This window comes from Chitinophaga sp. ARDCPP14, from assembly GCF_051362515.1.
Taxonomy (GTDB): domain Bacteria; phylum Bacteroidota; class Bacteroidia; order Chitinophagales; family Chitinophagaceae; genus Chitinophaga.
Map to the genome: position 1 here is coordinate 157914 of NZ_JBKIXB010000002.1, position 22565 is coordinate 180478.

Annotated in this window: 19 protein-coding genes; 10 read left to right on the plus strand and 9 right to left on the minus strand. The window is 47.3% G+C overall.

The genetic code is table 11. The annotated features are described in order from the left end of the window. Positions 1-21 precede the first annotated feature (21 nt). The 5 genes from ACLHR0_RS05180 to porU all read right to left on the minus strand — a co-directional run bounded on the left by ACLHR0_RS05180 (position 22) and on the right by porU (position 7530). Positions 22-1758: a tetratricopeptide repeat protein gene (locus ACLHR0_RS05180; protein WP_436485152.1), complete on the minus strand. Its 1737-nt coding sequence runs from the start codon at positions 1756-1758 to the stop codon at positions 22-24. Positions 1759-1761: 3 nt separating this feature from the next. Then, entirely contained in the window at positions 1762-2205 is a 444-nt protein-coding gene (dut, locus tag ACLHR0_RS05185) for a dUTP diphosphatase (protein ID WP_111579902.1), read from the minus strand. Between the two features lie 37 nt (positions 2206-2242). Further along, positions 2243-2731 (minus strand): 2-C-methyl-D-erythritol 2,4-cyclodiphosphate synthase, encoded by a 489-nt coding sequence (ispF, locus tag ACLHR0_RS05190; RefSeq protein ID WP_436485154.1) that lies wholly within the window; start codon positions 2729-2731, stop codon positions 2243-2245. 123 nt (positions 2732-2854) lie between these two features. Beyond that, positions 2855-4024 (minus strand): type IX secretion system outer membrane channel protein PorV, encoded by a 1170-nt coding sequence (gene porV / locus ACLHR0_RS05195; RefSeq protein ID WP_436485156.1) that lies wholly within the window; start codon positions 4022-4024, stop codon positions 2855-2857. Between the two features lie 104 nt (positions 4025-4128). Then, positions 4129-7530 carry a type IX secretion system sortase PorU gene (gene porU / locus ACLHR0_RS05200; RefSeq protein WP_436485158.1) on the minus strand — a complete coding sequence of 1134 codons (3402 nt, stop codon included), beginning with the start codon at positions 7528-7530 and terminating at the stop codon, positions 4129-4131. Between the two features lie 153 nt (positions 7531-7683). Between porU and ACLHR0_RS05205 the strand changes: the two genes are divergently transcribed. Beyond that, the gene (locus tag ACLHR0_RS05205) at positions 7684-9234 is read left to right on the plus strand and encodes an SUMF1/EgtB/PvdO family nonheme iron enzyme (protein WP_436485160.1); all 1551 of its coding nucleotides are present in this window, start codon (positions 7684-7686) and stop codon (positions 9232-9234) included. 204 nt (positions 9235-9438) lie between these two features. On the opposite strand, the gene bcp is transcribed toward ACLHR0_RS05205, so the two are convergent. Next, the gene (gene bcp / locus ACLHR0_RS05210; protein ID WP_370908469.1) at positions 9439-9900 is read right to left on the minus strand and encodes a thioredoxin-dependent thiol peroxidase; all 462 of its coding nucleotides are present in this window, start codon (positions 9898-9900) and stop codon (positions 9439-9441) included. Positions 9901-9931: 31 nt separating this feature from the next. Next, positions 9932-11620 (minus strand): M23 family metallopeptidase, encoded by a 1689-nt coding sequence (locus ACLHR0_RS05215; RefSeq protein WP_436485163.1) that lies wholly within the window; start codon positions 11618-11620, stop codon positions 9932-9934. A gap of 233 nt (positions 11621-11853) precedes the next feature. Between ACLHR0_RS05215 and gldA the strand changes: the two genes are divergently transcribed. The 8 genes from gldA (at position 11854) to ACLHR0_RS05255 (ending at position 18841) form a co-directional block, all read left to right on the plus strand. Further along, complete coding sequence (gldA, locus tag ACLHR0_RS05220; RefSeq protein ID WP_429042302.1) at positions 11854-12774, plus strand: gliding motility-associated ABC transporter ATP-binding subunit GldA; 921 nt, start codon at positions 11854-11856, stop codon at positions 12772-12774. Between the two features lie 97 nt (positions 12775-12871). Then, entirely contained in the window at positions 12872-14161 is a 1290-nt protein-coding gene (gene eno / locus ACLHR0_RS05225) for a phosphopyruvate hydratase (protein ID WP_436485165.1), read from the plus strand. A gap of 87 nt (positions 14162-14248) precedes the next feature. Then, positions 14249-14560, plus strand: coding sequence for an FtsB family cell division protein (locus ACLHR0_RS05230; protein ID WP_436485167.1), 312 nt, complete (start codon positions 14249-14251; stop codon positions 14558-14560). A 112-nt stretch (positions 14561-14672) separates the two neighbouring features. Then, positions 14673-14891, plus strand: coding sequence for a hypothetical protein (locus ACLHR0_RS05235; protein WP_429042309.1), 219 nt, complete (start codon positions 14673-14675; stop codon positions 14889-14891). 39 nt (positions 14892-14930) lie between these two features. Further along, positions 14931-15578, plus strand: a complete 648-nt coding sequence (nth, locus tag ACLHR0_RS05240; protein WP_429042311.1) for an endonuclease III — start codon at positions 14931-14933, stop codon at positions 15576-15578. A gap of 1 nt (position 15579) precedes the next feature. Further along, the gene (locus ACLHR0_RS05245; RefSeq protein WP_436485170.1) at positions 15580-16308 is read left to right on the plus strand and encodes a YqjF family protein; all 729 of its coding nucleotides are present in this window, start codon (positions 15580-15582) and stop codon (positions 16306-16308) included. Between the two features lie 104 nt (positions 16309-16412). Then, the gene (locus ACLHR0_RS05250; RefSeq protein WP_436485172.1) at positions 16413-17630 is read left to right on the plus strand and encodes a nucleoside permease; all 1218 of its coding nucleotides are present in this window, start codon (positions 16413-16415) and stop codon (positions 17628-17630) included. 20 nt (positions 17631-17650) lie between these two features. After that, on the plus strand, positions 17651-18841 hold the full coding sequence (locus ACLHR0_RS05255) for a Gfo/Idh/MocA family protein (RefSeq protein ID WP_429062575.1): 1191 nt from the start codon (positions 17651-17653) through the stop codon (positions 18839-18841). 57 nt (positions 18842-18898) lie between these two features. On the opposite strand, the gene ACLHR0_RS05260 is transcribed toward ACLHR0_RS05255, so the two are convergent. Both ACLHR0_RS05260 and ACLHR0_RS05265 read right to left on the minus strand, forming a co-directional pair. Further along, positions 18899-19486: a DUF6134 family protein gene (locus ACLHR0_RS05260; RefSeq protein WP_429042317.1), complete on the minus strand. Its 588-nt coding sequence runs from the start codon at positions 19484-19486 to the stop codon at positions 18899-18901. 140 nt (positions 19487-19626) lie between these two features. Further along, complete coding sequence (locus tag ACLHR0_RS05265) at positions 19627-21477, minus strand: 2-oxoacid:acceptor oxidoreductase subunit alpha (protein WP_370908479.1); 1851 nt, start codon at positions 21475-21477, stop codon at positions 19627-19629. Between the two features lie 280 nt (positions 21478-21757). Between ACLHR0_RS05265 and ACLHR0_RS05270 the strand changes: the two genes are divergently transcribed. Beyond that, positions 21758-22498: a Bax inhibitor-1/YccA family protein gene (locus ACLHR0_RS05270; protein WP_429042320.1), complete on the plus strand. Its 741-nt coding sequence runs from the start codon at positions 21758-21760 to the stop codon at positions 22496-22498. Positions 22499-22565: the final 67 nt, after the last annotated feature.

The following is a 22565-nucleotide window of genomic DNA, read 5'->3' on the forward strand; positions in this document are numbered from 1 at the left end:
GCGATGACTTATAGCAAATGCTTATTGAATATATCTTTTTTCAGCGATCTTACGGGCAAGGTCTACAGAGGATGCACCCTTATCTTTAGCCATTTGCCAGTATTCCACTGCTTTGGTAACTTCTTTCAGATTAAACAGGATATCACCGTAATGCTCCAGCACGTTCGGGTTTTTCTGTGCTTCGGGGTATTGCAAAGCTTTCTCGATCCACTCTTTTGCTTCTGCAAATTTTTCCTGGCGGAAAAGGATCCAGGCGTAGGTGTCCATGTAGGTTGGACTTTCCGGTTCCAGTTCCAGTGATTGTTTCGACATTTCTGCTGCCCTTTCGAGGTTCTCTCCTCTTAACGAAAGATAGTAGCTATAATTGTTCATGATCAGCGCATCTTTCGGACGGAGCAGTAAGGCGCGTTCGTAGCTGCTGTCCGACTGCCGGTGCTGCCCGGTAGCATGGTAGGAATCGCCGAGCAGGGAGTAAATATCTCCCAGGAATTTCTTCTCCCCGTTACCTATATCCAATGCGGTATTCAACGAATTGATCGCAGCGGGATACTGTTGCAGCAGGAAGCTGGCTACTCCTTTAAAGTAGTAGCCCATAAATTCTTTCGGGAACTTACCGGTTACACTGTTGCTGAGTGCCAGCAAGGCGGTGGGATCATCCTTGCGGGAATAGATCCACATCAGCTGATACCACACTGAAAAACGGCTGTCATCCAGGCTCAGGGCTTTTTTATAGCTTGCCTCCGCACTGTCCAGCATGTCGGCCTGTGAAAACATATCACCCCGGAGCGCATATGCTTTGGCATCCGCCGGGTGCGCTTTAATGATGAGGGAAGTGAGGTGCAATCCTTCTTCCAGCTTGGTGGTATCCGTGTTCATCATTTGCAGGTACGGATATACGTAAGCTACTTTTTCATCGATGCTGTAACCCGGATTGGCAAATGCTTTGGTAAGATTGTTCCAATAAGTAACGGTGTCGTTATTTTTCTTCGCGTAAGAAGCCAGTGCTATCAGGGCTCTTGGATTATCAGGATCTTTAGAGAGAATGGTATGATACACTTCCGCGGCTTCCGGCACACGGTCGTTAGCATCGTATATTTCTGCCAGCAGGTAATAATACCTGATTTCCTCTGGCTCCTGGTTAATCAGCTTCTTTATTTCTGTGGCTGCATCATCCACCATGCTCATTTTCAGCAGCAGCTTCTGTTTCTGGTAAATGAGTTCTTCCACTATGCCTACCTTCTTTTCCAGCTCATTAAATGCAGCCAGTGCAGAGGCGGGCTTATTGGCTTTTGCCAGTAAAATTCCTTTGTTATAAAGATAATCTTCGTTATCAGGGTATCTGCTGGTAAGGCCCTCAAAAACATAGGCCGCGCTGTCAAATTTTTCATTCACCGCGTAAGCGTCCGCGAGAGTTACCTGGAACCAATGGTTCTGCGGGTCCAGCGCCGCAGCGCGACGGGCAAAGATGAGCGCATTACCGGCGTTTTGTACTTCTATAAAAAGACGGGCTAATTCATAATTAACGGTGGGATTATTTTTATTCAGCCGCAGATAGTCGGCATACTGGGTAATAGCCGTACGGTAGTCACCCAGCATTTTAGAGCGCTGGGCGGCAAAAAAGAGGCTATCAGCCCGCTGTGACAGCACAGCGGCGTTATTAACGGTAGTGTCTTTACGTGATGCTGATGATTTGGCACCACTACAGGCTCCCATTAATAAAATACCAGCCAGCCCTATAACGGTGAAGTATATCCGCATTTATCAGGATTTACCGGTATGTCCAAATCCTCCCACACCTCTAACGGTTTCTGTCAGCACGGTTACCGGTTCAATGACCGCCTGAACAAAGGGAGCAATGATCATCTGAGCAATACGGTCGCCGGGTTGTATGGTTTGCGGTTCGTTGGATAAGTTGATCATTATAATTTTAATCTCTCCCCGGTAATCTGCATCTATCGTGCCAGGCGTATTCAGGAGCGTAAGTCCCTGTTTAATGGCCAAACCGCTACGGGGGCGGATTTGCGCTTCATATCCAGCCGGCAGTTCCATGAATAAACCAGTAGGGATCAGCATCCTTTCCAGCGACTGCAAGGTAACTGCTGTTTCCAAATGTGCGCGGAGGTCCATTCCTGCCGCATCTGCCGTTGCATAAGCTGGTAATTCATTACCCGACTTATTGATTATTTTCACAATGATATCCGCCATTGAACAAAGATATTTTAAAATAATTATGAATGAAGAATTACTGGGTGATATGCTCCAGCAGTACTACCGCATGCGCTGTGACCCCTTCTTCACGACCAACAAAGCCCAGTTTTTCTGTAGTAGTTGCCTTTACAGACACGTCCTCTGTACTCACATGCAGGATTTTGGCAATCACGGTCTGCATTTCCGGCACGTATGCCTTTATTTTAGGCGCCTGCAAACACAGGGTACTGTCTACGTTAACCACCTGGTATCCCTTTTCCCCGATCAGCTGCGCGCAGCGTGCTAATAATATTTTACTGTCGATATTCTTGTAAGTGTTATCGGTATCCGGGAAATGCACCCCGATATCTCCCAGGGAAAGCGCTCCCAGCATGGCATCACAAATAGCATGTAACAATACATCGGCATCGCTGTGCCCCAGCGCTCCTTTATGATGTGGTACCAGTACGCCTCCAAGCCAGAATTCACGTCCTTCTGTCAGCTGATGGAAATCTACTCCCAATCCTATACGTATCCTACTCATATTTGTAATAATTTAATCATTTTGCCAATCCGCAAGGTAAGTCAATAAATATAAAAATCCCCCCGTTTTGCGGAGGGATTAAAGCGGATAATTATTTTATATCATTAAACGACTAAATATGTGTTACCATCCTGTCCGGCTTTCCTCATCTCTTGGCCCCAGGTCGAATGTGAGCGTGAAGCGCAGTGTGTTGGAAAGCGGGTTACGTTGTATTCCTGATCCTGAAGGAACCAGGTAAGAAAAATTAAGGCCGAAGATATCGTACTTAACACCAATACCTGCGGTAAAATATTTGCGGTTTCCTTTGTTCTTGTTTTCGTTGAAATAGCCTGCCCTTACTGCAAACTGCTGGTTGTACCAGTACTCCATACCAATAGAATACATCAGTTCCTGCATTTCTTCCTTGATGGGGGCATCGCCAAAGGAACTGAATATTCCTTCGAGTGTACCTTTCTCTTTATATAGTCCGGCAGAATCCGGGGTAGGCACCAGTAATTTATTGATATCCAAGGCAAAGGTCAGCTGATTCGCTTCATCCAGTGCCACCGTATAGGCGGTACCGATACCCAGGTTGGTGGGCAGGAAGTCTTTATTGGCGGCAGAACTGGTGTAGGAAATCTTGGTACCTATATTCGTAATGGCCATACCAATGTTCAACCTGTTCACCAGGCCGTCATCTTTCTCAAAATCTTTGGTATAAAATCCTGATAAATCGGCTGCAAAGGCTTTACCCGGCTTAATGCTAACGCTACCGTTGCTTTGTCCGCCGGCCAGGTTGGAGTAAATATAACGGGCGGTTAAGCCAATACCAAAATGATCCGACAGCTTACGGGCATAACCTGCATCCAGTGCAAATTCACGCGGGCGGAAATCACCGGTAGGCGTACCTGTAACATCCGTAAAATTGATTGTTCCAAGAGAAAAATATCTTAAGGAACCGGAAATGGCCTGTTGTTCGTCCAGCTTGGTATAGCCGGATACGGTAGCCAGGAAAACGTCGTTTACCAGTTCTTTTAACCAGGGGGTATAAGTTACTGCCAAACCGCCATTTTTTTCCGCAAATGGAAGTTTGGAGAGATTGTTATAAATAGAAGATGCATCCGGCGATATTGCCACTCCCACGTCGCCCATGGCTCCACTGCGTGCATCCGGTGTAATTCTCAGAAAAGGAACCGCGGTATTGATGGTGTTGGTACGACCATCTGTTTGTCCCGGGGTAATTTGTGCTGAAGTTTGTAAACTTATGAAAGTACCGTAAATGAACACAAGGCTCATTGTTACCTTTCGGATCATGCAGATTTTGTATTTGATAAGGATGTAAAAATAATCTTATTTATTAATATAACATAGAAAGGGGTTTATTTGGGATAATGGTAAAAATTATTTTCCTGCATAGGCTATAATAACACCAGCTTACCACCCTTTATCTTCATTCCCGTGGAAGTCTTGATTGTTATCCTGTACACGTACAATCCTGAGGACAGTTTTGCTCCCGAATCATTTCGACCATCCCAGGGCATGCCCTCAAAACGGCCTGCTGTGGAAATTATTGTGCTACGCATAGTTTTTACCAGTTTTCCTCCTAACGTAAACACCTGTAACGTGAGTTCAAGCTCTTCTCCCTGCCGGTTGTGTAAAAAAGAAAACCGTGTTACATCATGAAAAGGATTCGGAAAGTTCCTTACTTCATCTACAGTCAGTACTCCCTGGTCTGCTACTTTGAAATAAATGGTGGTAGCAGCACCATTGTTCCGGGAATCCCATGCTTTGATTGTAATCCGGTGTTCTCCTGTTGACAATCCCTTTAACGGGAAAAGTACGTTACCCTTTTTATAGCTATCCAAAGATGCCCCAAAATAATCATTTAACACAATATATTCTGTACTATCCAGAATTGCGGTTAGCAGGTAAAGTTCGTTATTACCTGAAATGTTAATGCCGCTGCTGTCTGCCAGGTCCACTATCAACAAAGGATCAGGGCCTGTAATATCTCCACTCCGGAAACTGCGGCTATCGAGCCAGGCATTTATCGTTGGGCCGCTGACATCAGCTACTGGCGGAACCACCTGGCCACCGGTGGTGAAATTATCAAAATAACCATTGCCATCCTGCTGGTCGTTGCTGGTATAATAACTGATTTTCCCTCTGCCGTCGCCTTCCCTGATATCTCCGGGGGCCACAAATGTAAAAGAAAATCTGCCACCATTTACTGTTTGTGTACCCTGGAACAATAGATTGCGCTGCAATTTATAACCCGCCACCTGGCTGCCGGCATCGTTGCCACGGGTTTTCAACAGGGCCGGCTGGTCATACACCGTTGTATACATAATGCCATTATAAGCCGGTACCGGGTTGCCCTGCGCATCTTCTATATGGCCTTTTACCGTATACAGGCCGAGTCCTTTCACCGTGTCGGGTTGTCCCGCAGCAGCCCTGCCGTTAATGGAATCAGTGATCACCCGGTAAGTTGGGAATGCCAGGGAAAGCGCCGGATCGCCCAGTAACTGGAACTTCCGGTTATTCACCGCATCGCCGGAACTGCTGTAGGTAAGGTTCTTGGCCAGCATGGCAGCGGCGCCCAACGAAGGCATACGCCCATCTGCCAGTGATGTGAAGGCCACTTTTAAATAATTAGCGTTCATCAACTGGTTGGAAGCAGAAAAAACCGCGCGGGTGGTGGTCATCAGGGCAATGGCGCCGCCGGTATGCTGCAGTAATATCTTATGTCCCAATGAAGTGATACCCGGATCATCATACGGCGCAAAATCGCAGGTAGCGGTAATAAACAACGGCAGTTTATTTTCATTATGCCAGTCGGCTATACTACCTGCATCCATGATGTTTTCTGCGGCCAGGCGGGAGTTACTGCCATGACCGGTATAGTTCAACACCAGCGTTCCTTTATTGATCTTTAAGGCAATAGCCTTGTTTACCTCCGGGTACACCGGGCCGGAACTGCCTGTTTCCTGCGGATAAGCGTCTTCATAGATCTTATCTGTATTCAGCAGTTTCGCGTCGCCGGAAAGGATGGTCCCCATTTTTTCCGCATCATCGAAATGAAGGTTATCGTCTTCATCATCGGCCAGTAAAGTTACCTGGTTACGCCAGGCGCCAAACGCTGCCGGCTGCCGGTAGCGCAGGATCTTATCCACCGCCAGGCGGGCTTCCGTTTCGTTGCGCGCAGGAATACGGCCAATGCCGATATCCAGCAGATCCGGTTTAGCCGTTCCCGTGACATCCCCTTCATCTTTCAGTATCCCAAAGTAATCGTCGGATACATACGACCGGATGGCATCGAGCGAGGCTTCGCTTTGCCAGGAAGGGATATCGTTCGTATTATTTTTTACACGTTGCCGGTAATCATAGGAGGCGGCGCCGAACAACAACAGGTAACGGGGTGCGGGTCCGCGGTCGTAAAACATTTTTACATAGTCCCTCACCGCGGTGGGATCGGGTGTTCCGGAGGCAAACTCCTGGTATACCTGGTCGATGATGGCTACCTGCACCGACAGCTGATCGGCGGCCCTGTGCATGGCTGCCAGCCGCTCCGCCTGCGGCAGGAGCGCGCGTGTGGTGATAATGAGCATATCTGCCGGCCCTTGGCCATGCAGATCCTGGTTGGGCACCGTTCCTGCGAAATCAGGCTTCCCGGCGGCAGCGGTGCGGAAAGCAATGTATTCATGCAACCGGTCGTTTTTACCCGTAAACAGCAGGGAATCCCCCTGCAGGGTTGTTTTCATCACAACCGGGTTCAACGGGTCCGTAACATCCCAGATATACGTTTGCGTGTTGGCGTTATGTACCGCGAACCGGCTGGGTTGCCCGCTGCCGGCATAACGGGTACTGCGAAAATCCAGCATACCGGTAGCTGGTATCACCGGCTTACAGCGGGCCTGCACTTCCAGGTAATCCAGCCAGCCTTTATCGTTGATATTTCCCGGCAAAAATTCCACGCCTATTTCCAGTTCCGGCTGACCGGCATCTGCCCCGCCTGTTGCGGCGGCGGCAGTAGCTACCCCTTCAAAAATATTACCTGTTACCGGCAGCAGGTACATATTGGTTACAGCCGGCAATTTATTTATGGTGGCATTGAAGTTGCTCCCAACGCTGCTTCGTGCAGATGCCCGCATGCTTACCCATACTTTTCCTTCTCCGGGGGAAGGCAGGTTAAACCGGTAGCTGCGCGTTAAGCCCACTACCTTACTGAACTCCTGCCCCCACCACTGTTTGCCGCTATTGAGGAAATTTAGGCTGTCTCTTTCATAAAAGTCGTGATAATCAAAGGTATATTCAGGCGTGGCTCCCGCCGGCTCATCCCCTGCGGCCACCCGGAGCCCTGTTCCGCCAGTGGTGATATAATACCAGGCGGTATCCGCATACAGGTTCCGCTGATGGGTAAAGGTTTTAGTGCTGCTGTTATACAGCCAGCGATGTGGTCCGGGGGCGTAAAAAAGGGCATAGTCGCTGCCATTGAGCACGCCGTCCCCGCCGTCTTCCACGTGCAGGGCCACTTCCGGCAGATCGTCGTACCGCGGCGCCGGATTTGGTTCCGCCAGCATCTGCCCTCCGGTTCCAAAAAGCCGCAACCCGGCAGATGACAACCCGGTGATCCCCATACTCTGGAGAAAGGTTACATCTATTTTATAGATACCGGGAGCGCTGATACCTATCTTATACCAGTTGCCTGAGGCCAGTACAGAATTTTTTTTATACTGCCGAAGGCTGCTTTGGGCATATATTTCCCGTTTCCCTAAAAAAGAAAGCAGGAAAAGACCTATAAAAATATAATTGAGTTTCATTACCTTAATCGCAGTTTTTCGGCCGGTTGATGTAGAAAGACCCTTATCAGCGGGAACGATTGGCAGCAAATTACAAATTAATTTTTTTCGCCATAAAATAAAAAAGAGTACATTTGCGTTTACTGTAAATATACTAGACTAAAGCTGTATCGCATGCGTAGATTAACCTCTTTATCATTGCTCGTAGGTACCAGCGTAATGCTATCCATGAGTGCCTGTCATAAAGACGGCGGGGGACTTTTCGGTAAGAAGAAGGAATCTTCTTCCGCTACGGGCTGGAACTATAACGACCAGAAAATGGGCGGTTTCAGCGTAGCAAAAAACGTGAACCAGCAAACTGGTCCGGGCCTTGTTTTTGTACAGGGTGGTACTTTCGCCATGGGAGCTACGGAACAGGATGTAATGGGCGACTGGAATAATATTCCGCGCCGTATTACTGTTTCCTCCTTCTATATCGATGAATCTGAAGTAGCCAACGTACATTACCGCGAATATCTCTATTGGCTGAACCGCGTATACGGGGAATCATTCCCGGACGTATACCGCAACGCAATGCCGGACACCCTGGTATGGCGTAGTGAGCTGGCCTACAATGAGCCGCTGGTAGAATACTATTTCCGTCACCCGGCTTACAACGACTATCCCGTAGTAGGTGTTACCTGGAAACAGGCAACCGACTATTGTAAATGGCGTTCCAACCGTGTAAACGAGAAACTGCTGATGGACAAAGGTCTCCTCTCCAAAGCGGATGTAGGCAACCAGTCAGACGACAACACCTTTGACACCAAGTCTTACACCGCCGGTTTATACGAAGGTACACCTGGTAAAATGTCGAAGGGTACGAAAGACCAGTTCAAAAATTCCGATGGTACGCCTCGCAATGCTGCCTTTGAAGATGGTATCATGTTACCCAACTACCGTCTCCCGACAGAAGCAGAATGGGAATACGCCGCACTGGGTTATATAGGTCAGAACCCCGGTCCTTCCAAAAAAGAAGGCAAACACGGGGAAGAGCTGATCATGAACAAACAGGTTTACTCCTGGGGAACCAATACCAGCGGCTTACGTGATATCCGCCGCGGTACCATGCAGGGGCAGTTCCTTGCCAACTTCAAGCGTGGTTCCGGTGATAACATGGGTGTGGCCGGCGGCTTGAACGACCGTGCTTCCATCCCTGGTCCTATCCGCTCCTTCTACCCTAACACATTCGGGATCTATAACATGTCCGGTAACGTAGCAGAATGGGTACTGGACGTATACAGACCACTGAACCCGATCGATGGGGAAGACTTCAACTACTTCCGTGGTAATAAATTCCAGACTGTTTACCAGAACGAAAATAAAGAGTTCGAAAAAGACAGTCTTGGTCACCTGAAAATGCGTGATGTAACTGATGAAGAAAGTGCCAACCGTCTTAACTACCAGAAGGGTGATGTAATCAACTACCTCGATGGTGACTCCCTTTCACAGGTGGAATATGGTTATGGTATCACTACCCTGATCAATGATAAATCACACGTGATTAAAGGTGGTAGCTGGAACGACCGTGCTTACTGGCTTTCACCAGGTACACGCCGTTACATGCAGGAAGATATGGCCACTAACACCGTCGGCTTCCGTTGCGCAATGGACCGTGTAGGTAGCCCTGAAGGCAACAAGTTCAAAACAGGTAACCTGTTCAAGAAACAACGCCAGAAACGATAGCGAATTTTGTCTTTCTCAGGATTACGCTGATTTTACTGATTACCCGGATTTTTACTTTTTGATTTATAAATGATTAAGGGAGATATAAGCGGATATTCGCTTTTATCTCCCTTAATTTTTATTCATAAAATCTTAAAAAATCCAAAAAAACAAAATCAAATTAATCAGTAAAATCAGTGTAATCCTGAGAAAGACAACCTTCGCTTACTTCCATAACTCCAGGATCTCCTCTGTATGGTTCTTTGTGTCAGGCTTTTTGATAATATGCGCAATCACACCATTTTCATCGATGAGGAAAGTAGTACGGTGAATACCGTCGTATGTTTTGCCCATCATTTGTTTTTCGCCGTACACACCATACTGGTGTACGATCTTTTTATCTTCATCTGCCAGTAAAGTAAATGGCAGTTCATATTTCTCTATAAATTTCTGGTGACTCTGCTCGCTGTCGGTGCTTACACCTACAACAGCGTATCCCTTTTTCAGCAGGGTACTATAGTTGTCGCGCAGGTTACAGGCCTGGGCCGTACATCCAGGAGTCATATCTTTCGGATAAAAATACAGCACCACCCGTTTGCCTTTAAAGTCGGTGAGGGATACGGTTTTGCCATGCTGATCTTTTCCTTTGAAAACGGGCGCTTTATCGCCTTCTTGTAAGTTTCCCATATTTACGGTTTTAGCTGTTTGAAATGATATCTTAACGTTTGAATGATAATCTGTAGCTACCTTCATTTCCGGCTACATCGGTTACCTTCAGTACCAGGATATGCGATCCCGGCTCACAATGTTCATCAAACGTATAGGTAAGTACGTTACCTCTCCGCGACAACAACAACCATTTGCCATCCAGTTCTGCACGGTAGCTTTTAATACCGCTGGCATCATTCATAGCAAAAGATATTTTAGCGGCTTTTGAAAGAACAGCGCCCGGCTTCACGCCCAGCGGGGTTACCTTTGGCGCCACGGTATCTACTTCCAGGTGGAAGTTGCCGAAGTCGCGGAAAGTGCCTTTATACCAGCCGTTTTCCAGGGTGGTGGCGGAAGTGCTGCTACCCTGTCCTTCTCTCACCATCACTATTTTCGATTGCAGATTTTCCGGAACATTACGGGTGGCGCGAAGACGTACATCAAAGAAGTCGTGCACAGGCACCAGCGCATTGTGCAGGTGGTATACATTGGAATATGCTTTGGTGCTTACAGACGCTGTTTCCAGGTAATTGAAACATACCTGGTCGTAGAGCGCTGTTTCATCCAGGTAAAATTCCACCTGGTTATTTTCAAAGATATTACGTGAATCGGGGTACATGGTGTTGGCGCATGCTTTCTGTGCATCGTCTGTACCTGACTGCTGCAGGGCCAGTTTCACCGTAGAAGTATTGCCGTAGGCATCCTTTACCAGCAGCTTTACATTATGTACAGCGCCGTCCGACAGGTGAATGGTACCATCACCTTTCAGGTCGTGGTAAATATCCAGTTTATTTCCGGGCAGGGAAAACACCAGCTGGTAGTAGGGTCCGCCGCCTTTCTTTGTTTTATAATCGATGTGGGCGTTCAGGTAACGGGTTTCCTCATACCCGATGTTATCCAGCTGGAAATCGATATCCGGTTCATTATTCTGGAACAGGGTCACTTCATAAATGCCATAGATATTACCGGTATTCATCCGGTCGATGGCGCTTAGGCCTATGCCCGCCTGCGCTGCATTAATTTTAACAACCGGCTGGGTGGTTACATATTCGCCGCCCACTTTCTTCACTGGTATTATGAGTGGCTTTTGCTCGTAAATACTTTTCTCCCGGTCGTATATCGCCAGGCGGTATACATCCGGGGCTTTGGTATCTGCAATATCGAAACCAAAGAGCAAGGGGTTCAGTGGTTTTTCTGTTGTTGTATTCCTGATTTCAAAGTGCAGGTGCGGGCCTGCAGATCCGCCTGTATTACCGCTCCAGGCCACAAAGTCGCCCTTTTTTACGGGGAACATGCCGGCAGGAATGGCAAGGTCGCTGGCCCAGCTTTCCGCCTGGTATTGCTGCTTTTTCACATATTGCTGCAGGGCAGGAAAAAAGGCGTTGAGATGCGCATATACTGTCGTATAGCCATTAGGGTGAGTAATATAAAGCACGTTGCCGAAACCGGTATGTGATACCCCGATGCGGCTTACATAGCCATCTGCAGCTGCGTGTACCGGCAGATTTTCCTTTTGCTGGGTTTTAATATCCATCCCCGAATGGAAGTGGTTGGGCCGCAGCTCCCCAAAGTTACCGGCCAGTATGATCGGAATATTTAATGGATTCCTGAAATAGCCTTGCGGATAGTCCTTTACCGGGATGGATTGCGCCTGTAATAGTTGCGGAAGCAAACAAAGTAGACCGATGACTCTCTTCATAATATGCAAATGTAGGGAAAAGCGGATTTATGCGGATTTTGTCTTTACTCAGGATTACGCTGATTATACTGATTACCTTGATTTTGTTTTTAATTTTTAACTTTTAATTATATCCGTTATCCATCTACAAAAAAAATAAAATCAAGGTAATCAGTATAATCAGCGTAATCCTGAGTAAAGACAAAATCCGCTTTTTTTAAGTACTTTAGTTCCCGCAAAACGTGCAAGCATACATGTCTATCCAGGTATCAGAACTCAGTAAAGTATACGGCGAACAACGGGCGGTGGATGCTATTTCCTTCGAGCTAAAAAAGGGAGAGATCACTGGTTTCCTGGGGCCAAACGGCGCGGGGAAATCCACTACCATGAAGATGATCACCGGTTTCTTACCGCCTACCAGCGGTAAGGCCAGTGTATGCGGGTTTGATATTGTGTCGCAATCGCTGGAGGTACGGAAAAGGGTAGGATATCTGCCCGAGTCCAATCCCCTGTATTATGATATGTATATCCGGGAGTTCCTGGAATTTGTGGCGGGCATCCATCAATTGGGAAAGGCAGGCGCACAGCGGATTACATCCGTAATTGAGCTAACGGGGCTTCAACCGGAGCGGCACAAAAAGATCGGCGCATTGTCTAACGGTTATAAACAACGGGTTGGACTGGCACAGGCCCTGCTGCATGATCCGGAAGTACTGATCCTGGACGAGCCCACTACCGGGCTGGACCCCAATCAGCTGGCGGATATCCGGCGGTTGATCAGGGAACTGGGGGCCAATAAAACGGTGATCCTTTCCACGCATATTATGCAGGAAGTAGAGGCGCTTTGCGACCGGGTAATCATCATTAACAAAGGAAAAATCATCGCCGACGATAAATTATCGTTAATCCAGCAAAACAACACCGGGAATGGTTATTTACAGGTTACCTTTGCGGAGCCGGTAAGCGAAGCCGAATTACTGGCAATCACCGGCATAAGCCGTGTGGTGGCCCGGGAAGACCATAGCTGGCAGTTATTTACCAGCCAGGTAGATGAAGTGCGAAAAAACCTCTTACAATTTGCTTTGATTAATAACAGGAACATACTTTCTTTGCAGAGCAATTCACAGAGCCTGGAAACAATTTTCCGGGAACTGACAAAAGCCTCCGGCAACTAACTGTAGCCTTTAGCAACCCGGGAGTGGTGAAGGGACTAACAGCCGCAGCTAACGCCAGATGCTAAATAAATAGCTAACAATAATAACTTTTCGAATTATGAGTATCATTTCAGAAATCCATGCCAGGCAGATCCTCGACAGCCGTGGTAATCCTACAATTGAGGTTGATGTAACCACAGAAGACGGACATTTTGGCCGCGCAGCAGTTCCATCCGGTGCTTCTACCGGTAAACACGAAGCAGTAGAACTGCGTGATAATGATAAGGCTGTTTACATGGGCAAAGGCGTACTGCAGGCCGTAAGTAATGTAAACGATATCATCGCTGAAGAACTGATTGGCTGGGAAGTAACGGACCAGGCCGGTATTGATAAGATGCTGATTCAATTAGATGGTACTCCTAATAAAGCTAAACTGGGCGCTAACGCTACCCTGGCAGTGAGCATGGCCGTAGCCAAAGCTGCTGCTGAAGAAAGCAACCAGCCACTGTACCGCTACCTCGGCGGTGTAAACGCTTTCACTCTCCCAATTCCTTTAATGAACATCATCAATGGTGGTGCGCATGCGGATAATAAAATCGACTTCCAGGAATTCATGATCGTACCAGTAGGTGCTCCTTCTTTCTCTGAAGGCCTGCGCTGGGGCGTGGAAATTTTCCACCACCTGAAATCCGTACTGAAAAAGAAAGGATACAGCACCAATGTAGGTGACGAAGGCGGCTTTGCTCCTGAAATCCAGAGCAATGAAGAAGCTATCGAAACTGTACTGGAAGCCATCAAAGCAGCCGGCTACGAACCAGGTACCCAGGTAGCTATTGCCCTGGATGCCGCCAGCAGCGAAATGTATGACGACGCTACCAAGAGCTACAAATTCTACAAAAGCTCCCAGAAAGTAATCAGCAGGGACGAAATGGTAGCTTACTGGACGGAATGGGTAAATAAATATCCGATCGTTTCCATCGAAGATGGGATGGCAGAAGATGACTGGGATGGCTGGAAAAAGCTGACCGAATCAGTAGGCAACCGCGTACAGCTGGTAGGCGACGACTTGTTCGTAACCAACGTACTCCGCCTGAAAGAAGGTATCGATAAAGGTATCGCCAACAGCATCCTCGTAAAAGTAAACCAGATCGGTACCGTAACAGAAACCATCGATGCCGTGAACATGGCGCACAAAGCCGGTTACACTTCCATCATGAGCCACCGTTCCGGCGAAACAGAAGATACTACCATCGCTGATCTCGCTGTAGCACTGAACTGCGGTCAGATCAAAACCGGTTCCGCTTCCCGTACCGACCGTATGGCGAAATACAACCAGTTACTCCGTATTGAAGAAGCACTGGGCGAAGTAGCGATCTATCCTACCAACTCTATCAGTGTGAAAAAATAATCCTTCGGGAAAAACTTTTGGATCTCGGGTATCCGGCAACATCACCGCCGGATATCTGAAATCCAAAAATGATTTGTAAATTGCTGTATGTCCGGATTAAAATTTATAAAAGTGCCAAAGGTCCTGAAGAATAAATTCTTCATAGCTTTTGCTGCCTTTGTAATATGGATCGCCTTCCTGGACAAAACCAACCTCATGTACCAATACCAGTTCCAGGCAGAGGTAAACAAACTCGAAAACCAGAAGGAATTCTTTATCCAGCAAATCAAACAAACCCGCGAAGAACAACAGGAACTGCTTTCCAGCCCCGAAAAACTGGAAAAATTTGCCCGCGAAAAATACTATATGAAAAAAGATAATGAAGACCTGTTCATTATCACCCCTGCACCCGCCCAATAACTCCGCCTCCTTTCCCCTTGTGCATCTTAAAAATTTATCTTAAATTAACAATAGATTCCGAGCAAAATCCGTTATAAAAGAGAACCTATTATTAGTATTAAAATAATAATGCATGAGTAATTTTACACTTTCTGTACTTTCAACCCTGTGTCTTGTTACCAAAAGCGATATAAAACATCACCAGGAGGATCTTTCTTTAACCCGGGAAGAGCAAGCCAGCTTTGACAACACCAAAGCAGCCCTGAACACCGTACGTTATGCGCCAAGAGTAGCCACCCTCCAGTTGATTTTCGACTACGCCGCCAATAAACAAAAAGCGGAAGAACAGTAACAGCGACCATACTTTTTTCATTTTTCCTATCTTTATGGCATGACTCAAAAAGAGCGTTATGCATTTGTTCTCAAATACTTTGAGGAACATGCTCCCAATGCCGAAACGGAACTCATCTACGACAATCCATACCAACTGCTGGTAGCCGTTATCCTGTCTGCACAATGCACCGATAAAAGGGTGAACATGACCACCCCTGCTATCTTTGCGCAGTACCCGGACGTATATGCCCTCAGCACAGCCACCTTCGACGACCTGTTTCCCCTCATCCGGAGCATCAGCTATCCCAATAATAAAACCAAACACCTTATCGGGATGGCACAAATGGTGGTGGAAGACTTTAACGGCGAAATACCCGCTACCGTACCGGAACTGATAAAACTGCCCGGCGTAGGCCGTAAAACAGCCAATGTAATCACCTCCGTAGTACACCAGCAACCCAACATGGCCGTAGATACCCACGTATTCAGGGTGTCTGCCAGGATAGGACTCACCACCAACGCCAAAACACCGCTGCAAACTGAACTGCAGCTGCTGAAAAATATTCCGAAAGAAAAAGTACACATCGCCCATCACTGGCTCATTTTGCATGGCCGCTATATCTGCGTAGCCCGGAGCCCGAAGTGCGGCGAATGCGGACTAAGGCCCGCCTGTAAATATTATGCAAAACTTGTAAAGGCCAGCTGATATGCGTCCATTCCTCACCGCCGACTGGAGAAACCTGCTGATGATCAACTTTGAAGCAGATCCCGCCGTACTCAAGGCGTATGTACCGGCTCATACAGAACTGGACACCTGGAATAATACCACCTACATAAGCCTCATTGGCTTTCTCTTCCAGGATACGCGGGTGAAAGGATTTTCTTTTCCCGGTCACCGCACTTTTGAAGAGGTAAACCTCCGCTTTTACGTACGATACAAACAGGCCGGTGAATGGAAACGTGGAGTTGTGTTTATAAAGGAACTGGTACCCAAAGCACTCATCACCTTTGTGGCCAACACCCTGTACGGGGAGAAGTATGCCACCCATATCATGACCCACTCCTGGGAAAATCCCGATGAGGCCACCCTGAAAGTAGCTTACCGCTGGAAAGTGAAAAACGAATGGAATCATTTGTCGGCTACCGCCATGCAAGCGCGTCAGCCGATCATTGCCGGCAGTGAAGAACAATTTATTACAGACCATTACTGGGGCTATACCCGCCTTGATCACCAAATCACCGGTGAATACCAGGTAACGCATCCGCAATGGGACATTCACCCGGTCACCGGATTTGATTATCATTGCAGTACCCGGCTATTATACGGCGCCGCGTTTGAAAACATGCTGCAACAAACACCCACAAGTGCTTTACTCGCCGCCGGCTCCGGCATTACGGTAATGCCCGGTAAAAAGATCAGGAACAGTACTTTGTGAACCGCAGAAGTTTCTGTTATCCATCAATAATTTCAAGCCGCAATTATGAAATTTTATTATCTTAAGCGGTTCATCAAGATTCAATTAATAAAGCATTAGTCGCTATGAGATCAGCTGTTAGGGTACAACTATCATTTATGATGTTCCTGGAATTTTTTATCTGGGGCGCATGGTTTGTGACATTGGGCACATTCGTATTAAAAAATCTGCAGGGCGCCACCGATACCCAGGTAGGCTATGCCTTTCTTACGCAGTCCATCGGTGCAGTAATAGCGCCTTTTATTGTGGGTATTATTGCCGACCGGTTTATTTCTGCACAAGTCATCCTTGGGGTGATACACCTCGCCGGCGCGGCGCTGTTATGGACATGCTCGGGCATGACCAGCTACGACAGCTTCTACCCGGTGTTGCTCATTTATATGATCCTTTACATGCCCACCCTGGCGTTGGTTAATTCCATCTCCTTCCGGCAGATGAGTGATCCCAGTAAAGAGTTTTCTTTTATTCGTGTATTCGGCACCGTGGGCTGGATCATCGCGGGCTTACTCATCGGGTGGCTGCAGTGGGAAAAAACCAATTCGCTCGACCTTACCTTTAAAATGGCCGCAGGCGCCTCCCTCCTGTTGGGATTGTTCAGCTTCACGCTGCCTAAAACCCCGCCGGCAAAAAAAGGCACACAGATCTCTGTAAAAGAAATCCTCGGCCTGGATGCCATCCGGATGCTGAAAAACCGCTCTTACCTGCTGTTCTTCCTCGCCTCTATTGCCATCTGTATTCCGCTGGCATTTTATTATAATTTCACCAATCCATTCCTGAACGAAATAGGCATGAACGCTGCCGCCGGCAAGCAATCCATGGGTCAGATGTCGGAATTCCTGTTCATGCTGGTAATGCCGCTGTTCTTCGCCAGGTTAGGCGTAAAGAAAATGCTGGCATTAGGTATGCTCGCCTGGGTGGTACGCTACGCATTGTTCTCCTTCGGCGACATTGACGCCAACTACTGGATGCTGATCGTAGGTATCATCTTACACGGTATCTGTTACGATTTCTTCTTTGTAACCGGGCAGATCTATACTGATAAAATTGCAGGTGAGGAATTCAAAAGCTCCGCACAGGGCTTTGTAACACTGGCTACCTATGGCGTAGGAATGTTAATTGGTTTTATCATCTCCGGCCCTATTGTAGACGCATATAAAACAGGCACCAACAGCCACAACTGGCATACCATCTGGCTGATCCCCGCGGGTATTGCCGCAGTAGTATTAGTATTGTTTATGTTGTTTTTCAGAGATAGTAATAAGAATACGGTTGTTAAACATTAATCATCGGCAAAACGATTATTATGGCAAAAATAGCAATGCTTGGTTCAGGTTTTATTGCGCGGTTCTATGCCGACTCCCTGCAGGGACAGCGTAGCCGTGATAAAATTGTAAGTGTGTATTCCCGCCGGGAAGAAAGCGCGCAAAAGTTCGCCACAGATTACGATGTTGCTTTTCAGACCACGGAAATGGAAGCTGCCATTGCCCGTCCGGAAGTAGACGTAGTTTGTGTATCTCTTCCCAATAACCTGCATGAAACGGCAGTCAACCTTTGTTGCAAGCACAAAAAAGCAGTGATCTGCACCAAACCGCTGGGACGTAATGCAGCGGAAGCGAAGCGCATGCTGGAAGCGGTAGAAAAAGCGGGCATCTTCCATGGTTACCTGGAAGACCTGGTGTACACTCCCAAATTCCTGAAAGCGCTGCAAAGCGTGAAAGAGGGTGCGCTGGGAAGGATCCTCTGGGCCAAGTCCAGGGAAACGCATCCTGGTCCCCACAGCGAATGGTTCTGGGATAAAGAACAGGCCGGCGGCGGCTGCATCCTGGACCTGGGCTGCCACTGCGTGGAAATTGGCCGCAACTTTATCGGGAAGGATATTAAGCCGGTAGAAGTGATGTGCTGGGCAGATACGCAGGTAAAACCGATTGATGCGGAAGACCATGCTATTGGCCTCGTTAAATATGAGAACGGCGCTATCGGCCAGTTTGAAGTAAGCTGGACTTTCCGCGGCGGCCTCGATCTGCGCGATGAAGTAATGGGCACGGAAGGAACCATCTGGCTCAACAGCTTCCTGCGTACCGGCTTTGATATGTTTACCACCGGCAAAGGCGCCGATTACGTAGCAGAGAAAGCCGAAAGCAATTCCGGCTGGCTGTTTCCCGTAGGCGATGAACTGAATGAACTGGGCTATAATCACATGTTCACCAATATGTTTGATGCCATGGAAGCCGGTAAGGAAGCCAATGAAACGTTTTACGACGGCTATGTGGTAAATGCTATCCTTGATGCGGCCTATAAAAGCGCTGCCACCAAACAGTGGGAACCGGTGCAACTGGAAATCTGGCGCGGACAGGAAGGAGTTACCAAAGCAAAAACCTTAACAGAATATAATGATCAGTATTACCTCGTAAAAGAAGAAATGACACATTTCGGGGCTAAAAAACTGATCCTGAAAGATAAAGTGAGCGGGCAGATCATTGAACAGGTATTGTGATCTTTATGATAGATGTGATTGTCCTGGTAGGCTATCAGGATAATCACATCCCCGCTGTTAGCTTATTTTTACAAACAAGGCTTTGCCCAGTGCATGATTTACCTCTACCTGTTTTAAGATCCCGTTTTCATATTTGAATATGTTCTTTTTCCCTTCCGGTAGTATCAGCTCATACACACCTCCACCCAGGGGTTTCACGGGCAGGAAGCGGCCCAGCGTTTCAGAAAATACACGGTTCAACTGCCGGGGTTCAATAAAATAAAGATCAGCAACACACTCCTCTATTTCCGTATCTATGACGGATTTTTCTCCGTTCACTATGATCGTATATTCTTTACCGTTACGACGGATAATCGTTTGTTTATCTTCTCCTGATTTACCGGATACACGTGAAACCTTTGCATTGGTGAGTACATTGTTATTGTATTCATTTGCGATGTCGCTGTTGATCTTCGACAGCATGATCTGGATCCGTGTTTTTATAATGATGCTTTTAGCGCTTCCGGTGAGCTTGCGGTTAGCCTCAATAGTCCCTACTGCGTGATTGGCAATACGCACTTCGAAAGTATTGGTTTGCGCATTTACCTGCAAAAACAATACAGCTACTGTGAAGGTGATAAACAAAATCCTAAAAAGACTATTCATAATAGTTGACTTAAACTAACAATATATTCCGGGGGGAGTAGTAGCTGTAAGTGTTCCCCCCATCAAGGAAAATACAAAAAATCCTGTCACGACGGACAGGATTTTTTATTGTGTACTTTAAAATTATATGTAGCCGTAGTTTATGCCAGCATTTCCCTGATTTTGGTAATCAGTTCACCTTTGGTAATAGGTACGCCCATAATTTTATGATAGCCTTGTGCGTCAATAAGGAATTGATCACGGATAATTTTGATCAGCTGGCCGTTATTGATTTCAGGAATCAGCACTTTATCATAGCTGTGCAGTATTTCGCCCAGGTTTTTAGGGAAAGGACGGATATAGCGGATATGTGCATGCGCTACTTCGTGTCCTTCTGCCAGCAGGTCCAGCACGGCACTTTTAATGGCGCCATAGGTGGAGCCCCAGCCCAATACGAGGACCTTGCCTTTCTCCGGACCAAGTTCTATTTGCTGTAATGGAATATGATCTGCGATCTTATCTACTTTTTCCTGGCGGATCTTCACCATTAGCTGGTGATTTTCCGGATCGTAGCTTACGTTACCGGTGATGTTCTGTTTTTCCAGGCCACCAATCCGGTGTTCCAGGCCAGGCGTGCCGGGTACTGCCCAGGGGCGTACCAGGTTTTCATCACGGTGGTATGGCAGGAATTGTTCCTCTCCTTCTTCCAGGCCTTTCTTGAATTTTACTTCAATGGCGGGCAGGTCAGCGGCTTTAGGGAAGCGCCAGGGTTCAGAACCATTGGCGATGTAGCCATCACTGAGGAAAATAACCGGCGTCATATGTTTTACAGAGATACGGAACGCTTCAAATACCGCGTCAAAACAATCTGCCGGAGTGGATGCAGAAACTATTGGCATCGGGCACTCTCCGTTACGGCCATAATAGGCCTGTAACAGGTCGGACTGTTCCGTTTTGGTAGGCAGCCCGGTAGAGGGGCCACCGCGTTGAATATCAACGATTATCAAAGGTATTTCCAGCATTACTGCCAGTCCCATGGCTTCACCTTTCAGTGCCATACCGGGGCCGGAAGTAGTGGTTACGCCCATATGACCGCCATAGGACGCACCGATGGCGGAGGTGATACCGGCAATTTCGTCTTCCGCCTGGAAAGTACGGATACCAAAATTCTTGAAGCGGCTCAGTTCATGCAGGATATCGGAAGCTGGTGTGATCGGGTAGGTACCGAGGAACAGGGGCAGGTTTGCCTTCTGTGAGGCTGCCACCAGGCCGTAAGCCAGGGCTGTGTTACCGGTGATGCTGCGGTAGGTACCTGGTTCCATCCGGGCCTTTTCCACGCGATAGCGGGTGGTAAAGGCTTCTACGGTATCGGCAAAGTTGTAGCCGGCATGCAGTACTTTCAGGTTACTGTCCAGGATTTCCGGTTTTTTGCCGAATTTCTCTTTCAGGAACACTTCTGTATTTTCCATATTACGGTCGTACAGCCAGTACAGGAATCCCAGTACAAACATATTTTTTGCGCGGTCTTTCTCTTTCATACCCAGGGTAGTATCCTTCAGCGCTTCGCGCGTCATTTTGGTTACATCCATGGTATGCAGCTGGTATGGCGCCAGGGAGCCATCTTCCAGCGGGTTTACGCCTTCCGGGTAGTTGGCCAGGCGAAGGTTCTTAGCATCAAAACCATCTGTATTGGCGAGGATAATGCCGCCTTTTTTAAGTCCTTTCAGGTTGGCCTTCAATGCTGCCGCGTTCATCACTACCAGCACATCGCAGGCATCGCCTGGGGTGAATATTCTGTTAGAAGAAAAGTGTAGCTGGAAACCGCTCACGCCGGGTAACGTACCTATTGGGGCACGGATTTCAGCCGGAAAATCCGGGAATGTGCTCAGGTCATTACCGAATAATGCGGTGTTGTTTGAAAACTGGGTACCTGTTAACTGCATCCCGTCTCCACTGTCGCCCGCAAATTTTATCACTACATCCTCCAGCTGTTGAATCGAAGTATTAGGCATCTATTTATTCTTTTAAGATATTCTTTTTAAAGATGTAAATTTAGGTAATCGGGAGGTAGGAACCCACTGCCCTGCAATATTATTCCCGATCCGATCACAAAAGTACACAACTTTAGTAGACTATTCTTACCTGAATAAAGCATTCCCATTACTTATAGTTATGGCTGATAACGGGAAGTTATGGTTATAGAAATGCTAATTTTGCGCGTTTTCAGCAGTATAACTACGGCTGATATCAAATCAAATCGTATTTTTAACCCATAAAATTAAACTATACTTTATGGCACTCTTTGAATCGAACAACCCTGTACTGAAGCAAAGTATATTTGATAAAGCGCCTCACATCGCAGGGGAGACCATGACCATCCGTGGCACCGTTAACAAAATGTCTTTTATGCTCCTGATGTTAATGGCGGCAGCGATTTTTTCATGGGGAGAATTTTACAGGAATAGCGGCATGGTAATGCCGTTGGCCTTTGGTGGCGCCATCGGTGGATTTATACTGGCACTGGTAATTATCTTCAAAAAAGAATGGTCGGCTTACCTCGCCCCCGCATATGCTATAGCAGAAGGTTTATTTCTCGGAGCTATTTCCGCTATGTTTGAGGCCAAATGGCCGGGCATTGTAATGCAATCAGTAGGTTTAACCTTTGGTACTTTCATTGCCATGTTGATCCTCTATCGCACAGGGGTGATCCGGGCAACTGAGCGTTTTAAATCCATCGTGATGACTGCTACGCTGGGTATCGGTATCTTTTACCTGATTGCCATTGTACTGCGCATGTTTAACATTGAAATGCCGCTGATTCACAGCAGTGGTACTTTCGGTATCATATTTTCCCTGGTGGTGGTAGCTATTGCAGCCCTGAACCTGATCATGGATTTTGATATGATTGAACAAGGCGCGCTGCAGGGTGCACCCAAATATTTTGAGTGGTATGCTTCGTTTGGTTTGATGGTAACCCTGGTATGGTTATACCTGGAAATACTGCGCCTCATGAGCAAATTAAACAGAAGATAAGTTACAGATATAAGCACCTTAAAAAGGCCGCCACAGCGAATGTGGCGGCCTTTTCTTTTTAAATATA